The 8,861-nt window shown below is 62.9% G+C and carries 8 protein-coding genes; 2 read left to right on the top strand and 6 right to left on the bottom strand.

Features of this window, described 5'->3' with window-relative positions:
• Positions 1–142: 142 nt before the first annotated feature.
• Positions 143–535 carry a hypothetical protein gene (locus ACFMPD_RS12600; RefSeq protein ID WP_380994825.1) on the top strand — a complete coding sequence of 131 codons (393 nt, stop codon included), beginning with the start codon at positions 143–145 and terminating at the stop codon, positions 533–535.
• On the opposite strand, the gene ACFMPD_RS12595 is transcribed toward ACFMPD_RS12600, so the two are convergent.
• The 4 genes from ACFMPD_RS12595 to lpdA all read right to left on the bottom strand — a co-directional run bounded on the left by ACFMPD_RS12595 (position 532) and on the right by lpdA (position 6,110).
• Positions 532–1,125 (bottom strand): VOC family protein, encoded by a 594-nt coding sequence (locus tag ACFMPD_RS12595; protein ID WP_380994823.1) that lies wholly within the window; start codon positions 1,123–1,125, stop codon positions 532–534. The two genes, ACFMPD_RS12600 and ACFMPD_RS12595, sit on opposite strands and share 4 nt — an antisense overlap.
• Positions 1,126–1,144: 19 nt before the next feature.
• A complete protein-coding gene (uvrA, locus tag ACFMPD_RS12590) occupies positions 1,145–3,997 on the bottom strand; it encodes an excinuclease ABC subunit UvrA (protein WP_380994820.1) in 2,853 nt (950 codons plus the stop codon).
• Between the two features lie 94 nt (positions 3,998–4,091).
• Positions 4,092–4,652, bottom strand: a complete 561-nt coding sequence (locus ACFMPD_RS12585; protein ID WP_380994817.1) for a methyltransferase domain-containing protein — start codon at positions 4,650–4,652, stop codon at positions 4,092–4,094.
• Positions 4,653–4,715: 63 nt separating this feature from the next.
• Positions 4,716–6,110 (bottom strand): dihydrolipoyl dehydrogenase, encoded by a 1,395-nt coding sequence (gene lpdA, locus ACFMPD_RS12580; RefSeq protein WP_380994814.1) that lies wholly within the window; start codon positions 6,108–6,110, stop codon positions 4,716–4,718.
• 187 nt (positions 6,111–6,297) lie between these two features.
• Here lpdA and ACFMPD_RS12575 point away from each other — a divergent pair, with 187 nt between their 5' ends.
• Complete coding sequence (locus ACFMPD_RS12575) at positions 6,298–6,747, top strand: hypothetical protein (RefSeq protein ID WP_380994812.1); 450 nt, start codon at positions 6,298–6,300, stop codon at positions 6,745–6,747.
• A 51-nt stretch (positions 6,748–6,798) separates the two neighbouring features.
• On the opposite strand, the gene ACFMPD_RS12570 is transcribed toward ACFMPD_RS12575, so the two are convergent.
• Entirely contained in the window at positions 6,799–7,377 is a 579-nt protein-coding gene (locus ACFMPD_RS12570; protein ID WP_380994809.1) for a DUF924 family protein, read from the bottom strand.
• A gap of 94 nt (positions 7,378–7,471) precedes the next feature.
• Positions 7,472–8,755 carry an MFS transporter gene (locus tag ACFMPD_RS12565; RefSeq protein ID WP_380994806.1) on the bottom strand — a complete coding sequence of 428 codons (1,284 nt, stop codon included), beginning with the start codon at positions 8,753–8,755 and terminating at the stop codon, positions 7,472–7,474.
• Positions 8,756–8,861 lie beyond the last annotated feature (106 nt).

The following is an 8,861-nucleotide window of genomic DNA, read 5'->3' as shown; positions in this document are numbered from 1 at the left end:
AACCGCGGCAGGGGGTGAGGGGCAAGCCCCGCCATGCTGACGGCAAAGTTTCGCCGGCGGCGATGCAGACGCGATGAAAAACCCCTAGATTGCCGTCAGGATCGATGCGCCGGTTTGGGCGCGGGGCACAGGAGAGTAAGCTATGAAACGGATCATCGGCGCGGCGCTGGCCGCGGCCCTGACTCTGCCTGCGGCGAGTTGGGCCGACAACGGCAAAGCCAAGGGTAAGGGCAAGGACAAGGGGCAAGCCGGCGTGGTCGTCCAACAAGGGGCAACGGGGCCGTCCCGCAGCAATGCCTGCCCGCCCGGTCTGGCGAAAAAGGCCGTGCCCTGCGTGCCGCCGGGACAGGTCAAGTCGCGCTATCGTGTGGGCGACCGGATCGACCAGGATTATTGGCCCATCGATGATCCGTACCGCTATGGGTTGCGCCCCGGCGGCAGCTATGTGCGCGCCGGCGACTATGTCTATCAGATCGACCGGGACACCCAGAAGGTGCTGAACCTGATCGGCGCTGTCGCGGACATCCTAAACTAGTCGCGCCCGCGATAGGGGTTCTTGGGGGCGCGGTCCGTGGACAGCGAGTCTTGCCGGCTGCTGACCAGTTCCTCGATCGCGTCGGCCAGATGGATGCGGTCGATATGGTGATCGCCGCGCGCCACCCGGATGCGGTGGGCGCGGATCATCACATCGGCATGGCTGCAGCCCATGGGCGGCTCAAAGCGATAGCTGGCCAGTTCGATCAGCAGCCCCAGCGGGTCTTTGAAATAGATCGAATCCATAAAGCCCCGGTCCTTGACCCCGGAATGGCCGATGCCGCGCTCGTCCAGCCGTTCGACCGCCTGCCAGAACGTCGCCTGGCTGAGCGCAAAGGCCAGATGATGCACGCAACCGGGGTCGGTCGGGGTGCGCTCGCGCGTGCCCTTGCGGTTCTCGTTGGTGAAAACCGTGATCAGACGCCCGTCGCCCGGGTCGAAATAGACATGGCCCTCGTCCGGGTCGTCCAGATTGGGCTGGTCAAAGACAAAGGGCATGCCCAGCACGCCCTCCCAGAAATCGATGGTGCTCTGCCGGTCGGCGCCGGTCAGCGTGATATGGTGCACGCCCTGTGTCTGAAGTTTCCGCATCGGTATACCTTTCCCTCCCTCACTCGGCGGCGACACGCCGGTTCGCCAGCATCTGTTTCAGATAGCGCCCGGTGTGGCTGTGATCGGCCTCGGCCACCTGCTCGGGCGTGCCCGTGGCCACGATCTGGCCGCCGCCATCGCCGCCTTCGGGTCCGATATCGATGATGTGGTCGGCGGTTTTCACCACGTCCAGATTGTGTTCGATCACCACCACCGAATTGCCCTGTTCCACCAGTTCGTGCAGCACTTCGAGCAGCTTGCGCACATCCTCGAAATGCAGCCCCGTGGTCGGTTCGTCGAGAATGTACAGGGTGCGCCCGGTCGAACGTTTCGCCAGTTCCTTGGACAGCTTGACCCGCTGCGCCTCGCCGCCTGACAGCGTCGTCGCCTGCTGCCCGACCTTGATATAGCCCAGCCCGACACGGGCCAGCGCATCCATCTTGTCACGGATGCTGGGCACGGCCTTGAAGAACGCTTGCGCATCCTCAACCGTCATATCAAGAACGTCGGCTATGCTTTTGCCTTTAAACCGAATTTCCAGCGTTTCCCGATTGTATCGCGCGCCTTTGCAGGTCTCGCAGGTGACATAGACATCGGGCAGGAAATGCATCTCGATCTTGATCAGCCCGTCGCCCTGACAGGCCTCGCAGCGCCCGCCCTTGACGTTGAAACTGAACCGCCCGGGCTTGTAGCCGCGCGCCTTGGCCTCGGGCAGACCGGCAAACCAGTCCCGGATCGGGGTGAAGGCCCCGGTATAGGTGGCCGGGTTGGACCGCGGGGTGCGTCCGATCGGGCGCTGGTCGATGTCGATCACCTTGTCCAGATGTTCCAGCCCCTTGATGGTCTCGCACGGCGCGGGCGTCTGGCGGGCGCCGTTCAGCCGCATGCTGGCGGTCTTGAACAGGGTTTCGATGGTCAGGGTGGATTTGCCGCCGCCCGAGACACCGGTGACGCAGACAAACTTGCCCAGCGGGAAATCGGCCGTCACCGATTTCAGATTGTTGCCGGTGGCCTTGACCACCTTGACCGACTTGCCCTTGCCCTTGCGCCGTTTTGCCGGAATCGGAATTTCGCGGCGGCCGGTCAGATACTGCCCGGTGATGCTGGCCGCGTCCGCCGCCACCTCGGCCGGGCTGCCCTGGGCCACCACCTGACCGCCATGCACACCGGCACCGGGGCCGATGTCAAAGACGTAGTCGGCGGCGCGGATGGCCTCTTCGTCATGTTCCACGACGATGACCGTATTGCCCTGGTCGCGCAGGTTCTTGAGCGTGCCCAGCAGCCGGTCATTGTCGCGCTGATGCAACCCGATGCTGGGTTCGTCCAGCACGTAAAGCACCCCGGTCAGGCCGGAACCGATCTGGCTGGCCAGTCGGATCCGCTGGCTTTCGCCGCCCGACAGCGTGCCGCTGGAGCGTGACAGGGTCAGATATTCCAACCCGACATTGTTCAGAAAGCCAAGACGTTCGCGCACCTCTTTCAGAATGGCGCGGGCGATCTCGTTCTTCTGCTTGCTCAGGTGTTCCGGCACGCTTTCGCACCAGGCAAAGGCCTCGCGGATCGACATCTGCACCACCTGCCCCACATGCAGCCCGGCGATCCTGACCGCCAAGGCCTCTTGGCGCAGGCGAAAGCCGCCGCAGGTGCCGCAGGGGCGGTTGTTCTGGTAGCGTTCGAATTCCTCGCGGATCCAGTTGCTGTCGGTCTCGCGATAGCGCCGCTCCATGTTCGGAATGACGCCCTCGAACACCCGCGTGACCTGATAGACCCGGCCGCCCTCGTCATAGCGGAACGGGATTTCCTGCTCGCCCGACCCATACAGGAACACCTGCTGCACATGTTCGGGCAGGTCCTTCCATCTGGTGTTCTTGTCGAATTCGTAGTGCCGGGCGATGGCCTCGATGGTCTGCAGGAAATAGGGCGACTTGCCCTTGCGCCAGGGGGCCAGCGCGCCGTCATAGATTTTCAGGTTCTGGTCCGGCACCACCAGCCGTTCGTCAAAGAACAGCTCCTTGCCCAGGCCGTCGCAATCCGGACAGGCCCCGAAGGGCGCATTGAACGAGAACAGCCGCGGTTCGATCTCGGGGATGGTAAAGCCGCTGACCGGACAGGCGAATTTCTCGCTGAACACGGTGCGTTCGGGCGTATCCGTGGCGGTTTCCAGAATGGCGATGCCGTCGGCCAGATCCAGCGCCGTGCGCAGGCTGTCGGCCAACCGGGTTTCCAGCCCGTCGCGCACCACCAGCCGGTCAACCACCACGTCGATATCGTGGCGGAATTTCTTGTCCAGCACCGGGGCGTCGTCCAGTTCATAAAAAGCGCCGTCGACCTTGACCCGCTGAAACCCCTGTTTGCGCAGCTCCAGAAATTCCTTGCGGTATTCGCCCTTGCGGTCACGCACGATGGGGGCCAGCAGATAGGCGCGGGTGCCCTCCTCCATCGCCATGATGCGATCCACCATGTCCTGGACCTGCTGGGCCTCGATGGGTTCGCCGGTCGCCGGGCTATAGGGGGTGCCGGCGCGGGCAAAGAGCAGGCGCAGGTAGTCATAGATCTCGGTCACCGTGCCGACGGTCGAGCGCGGGTTCTTGGACGTGGTTTTCTGCTCGATGGAAATCGCCGGGGACAGGCCGCTGATATGGTCGACATCGGGCTTTTCCATCATGTCCAGGAACTGGCGCGCATAGGCCGACAGGCTTTCGACATAGCGCCGCTGGCCCTCGGCATAGACCGTATCAAAGGCCAGGCTGGACTTGCCCGACCCCGACAGGCCAGTGATCACCACCAGTTGATCGCGCGGAATGTCCACATCGATGTTTTTCAGATTGTGCTCGCGCGCGCCGCGCACCTCGATATGCTTCAGCTCTGCCATCATGCCCCCATGTCCGCTCTAGACATAGTGGAGCGGGTCCGAGTCTCCAACAGAAAAATGTGAACGTAAGGTGAACGCGCACCCGAAGGCCAGGTCAGACCCGGCGCGCTATCGCCCAGGCGCAGATCGGCATGGCCGGGTCATTGTCCAGCGGATCATGCGCGGCGTCATAGGTGGGCGGCCAGTCGGGGTCGAGGTTGCGCAGCGCGGCGTTGCGGTTGCCCCATTCCTCGGACCGGATGTGATCGGGGTCGAACCCGCATTCGATCAGCAGATTACGCAACCCGCGCGCCGACCAGCGGGAATTGTCCGCCGGGGCGGCATGAAACGGCACATGGAACGGCACCGCCAGCCAGAAATGCCCGCCTTTCTTCAGCATCCGGCGGACATTGTTGGTGGCGGCATAGGGGCGGTCCAGGTGTTCCCAGACCTGGTTGGCCAGAATCAGGTCGAATTTGCGCACCCGGCCGGTCGCATCCCTGAACGGGCCGGCGCAGATGTCATGGGCCGGATAGCGAAAGGCGCGATACGACCGAAACCGGAACCCCTGACCCCATTTGCCGGAAATCTCGGCCACGTCCAGAGTCTCGGGGCGCAGCGCCTTTATCCAGCCCCGGCTGCAGGCCTGCATCACCACGCGGTTCAACGACACCATGCCCTGCCCCGTTATTCCTCGATTTCAGCGTCGTCGTCCGGCCCATGCGCCCGCTGGTCCGGCCTACATGTGGATGACGCGGCCATAGGCGTCCAGCACGCTTTCATGCATCATCTCGGACAGGGTCGGATGCGGGAACACGGTGTTCATCAGGTCTTCTTCGGTGGTTTCCAGCTGGCGACCAACGACATAGCCCTGGATCAGTTCGGTGACCTCTGCGCCGACCATATGCGCGCCCAGCAATTCGCCCGTCTTTGCGTCAAATACGGTCTTTATCATGCCCTCGGGTTCGCCCAGCGCAATCGCCTTGCCATTGCCGATGAACGGAAAGCGCCCGACCTTGACCGCGTGGCCCAGTTCCTTGGCCTTTGCCTCGGTATAGCCGACGCTGGCCACCTGCGGATGACAATAGGTACAGCCCGCGATGCTTTCGGGGCGCACCGGGTGCGGATGACCGCCGGCGATCAGTTCCGCCACCATCACCCCTTCGTGGCTGGCCTTGTGCGCCAGCCAGGGGGCGCCGGCAATGTCGCCGATGGCAAAAAGCCCGTCGACACCGGTACGGCAGAATTCGTCCACCACCACATGGCTGCGGTCGATCTTGACGCCCAGCTCTTCCAGCCCCAGCCCCTCGACATTGCCGACAATGCCGACGGCGGAAATCACCGTGTCGAATTCCTGGGTCTCGACTTTGCCCTTGGTCTCGATATGGGCGGTCACTTTTCCTTTGCCGCAGTCCAGTTTCTGGACCATGGCCTTTTCCATGATGGTCATGCCCTGTTTGACGAATTGCTTTTTGGCAAAAGCACTTATCTCGGCATCTTCAACCGGCAGGACACGGTCCATCACCTCGACCACCGTGGTTTCCGCGCCCAGGGTATTGTAGAAACTGGCAAATTCGATGCCAATCGCGCCCGATCCGATCACCAACAGTTTTTTCGGCATGCGCTTGGGCATCAGCGCGTGTTTATAGGTCCAGACCAGGTCGCCATCCGCCTCGAGCCCCGGCAATTCGCGGGCCCGCGCCCCGGTGGCCAGAACGATGTGTTTCGCGCTCAGTTCCTCGGTACCCTTGTCGGTCGCGACCGAGACCTGGCCTGCGCCCGGCAGGGTCGCCGCGCCCATCACCGTGGTGATCTTGTTCTTTTTCATCAGGTGGCCGATTCCGCCCGACAATTGCCCGGCCACGGCGCGGCTGCGATCCACGACGGCCTGCAGGTCACAGGCGATGTTGTCGGCCTTGAGACCGAAATCGCCGGCCCGCTGCATCAGGTGGAACACCTCGGCCGAGCGCAGCATCGCCTTGGTCGGAATGCAGCCCCAGTTCAGGCAGATGCCGCCCATATGCTCGCGTTCGACGATGGCCACCTTCAGCCCCAGCTGGGCGGCACGAATTGCGGCCACGTATCCGCCGGGACCTGCCCCGACGACGATCACATCATAGGATTTTCCGGCCATGCTCTACCTTTTAGCCAAGGGTTGAAGGGACGTGCGGCTAAACTAGCAACGGCGCAGCGGCTTTGCAAAGACAACGCGGCGGGACAGCCGAGACGTATGGAAAACCGGCCGGGCGGCAAAGGCTGCGGACGGGATGGTCACGGCAGCACCGCATGCTAGTCTGTCCCGAACCGAACGGAGTATGCGAATGGCCAAGACCCTGAAAGACCTCGTGCTGGCGATGCTGAACGCCACCCTCATCCTGGTTGCGCTGTGCCTGGTTCTGCTGTTGCTGCTGCTGGCGCGGGCGGATGCGCTGAGCGATCGGGTCGCGCAGCAGATGACGGCGTTGCAGCCCGTGGCCGAGACTTTGCGCCAGAGCCGAGAGGACATCGGCGCGTTGCGGCAGGATCTGGCAGCCCTGCAGGACCCGTCACGCCAGCTGCCGGATCAGGCTGTGGCACGTATCGAAACGCGAATGACAGGGATCGAAACGCGGCTGGTCGGCATGAAACAGACCCTGTCCGAGCTGCGGGATGCGCCCGCGCAATGGATCGATCACGGCATCGCGCAGGTGGCGGATCAAACGGTGAACGGTCTGGCACGTCTGCGCGGCTGCACTCCTTCGGGGTCCACCGCCGCGGCTCTGGACGGCTGACCCCGCACAGGGGTCACACCATCCGGCACGGCACGGCGATCCGCCGAGGCGTTATCCCGCCGATTGCAATTCGCGCACGGTCTCACCATAACCGCCGGCCGACACATAGGCCGCTTCGGGCGGGGTGAAATCGCGGGCCAGAGCCTCGTTGCGATACGGGAAACGCCCGAACTGCCGGATCACCTCGCGATGCGCGCGGGCATGCAGCAGGTTGGGCTCTCCTGACTCGGGCATGCGCTCGCACATCAGGCGCACACAGCGATCCTGATCGCACAGGCTTTCCGAATGCATCATCGGCAGGTAAAAGAACTGCCGCTCGGGTTCGCCGATCTTGAGATCCCAGCACCGGTCGACCGCGACCTTGGCCGCCGCCAGTGCATCCCGATCGCTGGCAAAGGCCAGCTTGCTGCCGCGAAACATGTTGCGCGGAAACTGATCGGTCAGGATGACAAACGCCAGATACCCTTTCGGGTCGACCAGCCAATGGGACAGCAGACCCTGTCGGGCCGCCTCCCAAACATCCTTGAACCTTCGTTTGATTTCGGCATCCAGAGCGTCGTCTTGGGCGTACCAACCGGCTTCGCCAACGTCGTCTAACCAAAAACTCAATACTTCTTCAGGGCCAACCATGAGTTGCTCTCCACTCTAAATGTCCCCCAGCACACAACCAGCTAAACCGGTTTTACATTAATTTTACAGTAACAATTTGCTACAATCAGGAAATTCACTGTTTCCGTTGCGCGGAATCAGCGCCGTGGCTGTCCTCCAGTTCGGCCTCGATGGCCACTTCCTGGGCGAATTCCACGGCGACCTGGGTGGCAGAGGGATACATCGGCGAGATCGATCCGGTTTCTTCGACCGGCAGGGTCGGCCGGCGCGTGCTGCGGTAGGCGGAATAGATCGCCATGGCGAAAAGCAACCCGGCGGTGAACAGGAAAAAGCCCGGCGGTCCGAACACCGCGTCGCCCATCAGCCAGCCGATGATCAGCGGTCCGGTGATGGCACCTAAACCGTTGATGAACACCAGCCCGCCCGAGGCGGCAGCCATTTCCTTGTGATCGAGATAGTCGTTGGTATGGGCAATCAGCATCGAATAGAGCGGATTGCTGAGACCGCCGATGAGAAATGCGGCCAGCAGAAGAATCTGGAACTGCGCACCGAACAGAAAGCCGACGATTGCGCCCAGGCCACCGCCGCCGGCCACGATAAGGATCAGCAACCGGCGGTCCATCCGGTCCGACAGCCAGCCCAGCGGATATTGCAGCACCACCGCGCCGACATAGAAACTGGCGACAAAGGTCGAGATCTGGGCCAGGCTGAGCCCGGCGCGGGCGCCGTAGACCGCGCTCATGCCGAATTGCGAGGCAAAGACCCCGCCCAGCAGGAACATACCGACACAGCCCAGCGGCGAGATCTGCATCAGACGGCGCAGCGTCATCGGCTGAGTGGTATCAAAGGCCGGGGTCGGGCTGATCGACAGCAAGATCGGCGCAAACGAGACCGAGATCAGCACCGAGGCGATGACAAAGGTCTCGTACCCCGCCGGATCACCCACCAGCAGCAGCGCCTGGGCACTGACAATACCGACCATCTGCACGATCATGTACAGCGACAGCGCCTGACCGCGATTCTCGTTGCTGGCCGCGTTGTTCAACCAGCTTTCCGCGGTGACGTAGACGCCGGAAAAGCAAAAGCCGATGATGACCCGCCCCACCGCCCAGGCGATCGGGTTGGCCAGCGCCGGATACAGGATCATCACCGCCGAGATGAACGAGGCAAGCGCCGCAAAGACCCGGACATGACCGACCCGCCGGATCATCTCGGGCGCCAGGCGCGAGCCGCCGAGAAAGCCGAGGAAATAGGACGACATCACGATGGACATTTCCAGCGTGGAAAAGCCCTCGATCTCGCCGCGCACGCCCAGCAGGGTGCCCTGCAGGCCGTTGCCGACCATCAGCAGCATCATACCCAGCAACAGCGCCCACGCGCTTGTCAGAACCTGGAACATCGCGCGCCTCCTCGGGTCGGCGTAGTGAACCGGTCCGGTCTGCGGGAAATTTGTCCGACCGTCCCGTTTGGAAACGACACGACCGGTGTCGCTAATGTTGGCCGGT

Source organism: Sedimentitalea sediminis (genome assembly GCF_042687825.1).
In the GTDB taxonomy this organism is placed as follows: Bacteria; Pseudomonadota; Alphaproteobacteria; order Rhodobacterales; family Rhodobacteraceae; genus Sedimentitalea.
Note: the sequence above shows the minus strand (reverse complement) of the source record. Positions and strands in the feature narration are given on the sequence as shown.